Raw genomic sequence first — 871 nt, forward strand, 5'->3', positions numbered from 1 at the left:
AGGCTGCCAATGGCAACCGTGACGCCGCCGATGGTGACGCTCTGCACGTCGTCGAGCCCGTCGGCGTCCGACACCGTGAAGGTGCCTGTCGCAACCGTGCTGCCGTCGCCGGCCGCCGAACCCGCCGCCAGACCTGCTTCATAGACCTGGTCATGCGCGCCGGCCGGATTGCCCTGGTCGACGACGACCTGTGGCACGTCGTTGGTGCCGTTGATGGTGATGGTCAGCGTTGCCGTATCGGTGTCGCCGTCGGCATCCTTCATCGTGTAGTTGAAGGTCTCGGTCAGCGTCTGGCCGGCATCCAGCGCCTGCACCGCCGGATCGGCGTTGTTGAGCGTATAGGTGTAGGTGCCGTCGGGATTGGCCACGAAGGTGCCGTGCGCGCCCGTCGTCGAGCCATCCCAGCTGACGAAGCTCGTCGGCGTGTCGGCGCCCGGCTGGTTGTTGGCATGCAGGTCGTTGGTCAGCACATTGCCGTTGACCGGCGAAAGCGCGTCCTCGCTGATGCTGTTGGTGTCGTTGACCGCATTGGGCACGTCGTCGACGATGTCGATGACGATGGCTGCCGGGGCCGACGACGAGGTGCCGTCCGAAACGGTGAGCGAGAAGCTGTCGGTCTCGGTGACTGCCGGAACGTCCGTGGTCGGGCTGGTCAGCGTGTACTGATAGGCAGCAACGCCGGTTGCCGGGTTGTAGCCGGTGATCAGCAGCGTGCCGTGGTCGCCCTGGAAGACCGAACCGTTGAGGCTGCCAATGGCAACCGTGACGCCGCCGATGGTGACGCTCTGCACGTCGTCGAGCCCGTCGGCGTCCGACACCGTGAAGGTGCCTGTTGCAACCGTGCTGCCGTCGCCGGCCGCCGAACCCGCCG

1 protein-coding gene is annotated in these 871 nt (G+C 66.5%); it reads right to left on the bottom strand.

The window, feature by feature from the left end; translation table 11 throughout:
• A partial coding sequence (locus EOA22_RS35520) for a VCBS domain-containing protein (protein ID WP_206521530.1) occupies positions 1-871 on the bottom strand: 871 nt, incomplete at both ends.

This window comes from Mesorhizobium sp. M7A.F.Ca.US.014.04.1.1, assembly GCF_003998745.1.
Lineage (GTDB): Bacteria > Pseudomonadota > Alphaproteobacteria > Rhizobiales > Rhizobiaceae > Mesorhizobium > Mesorhizobium ciceri.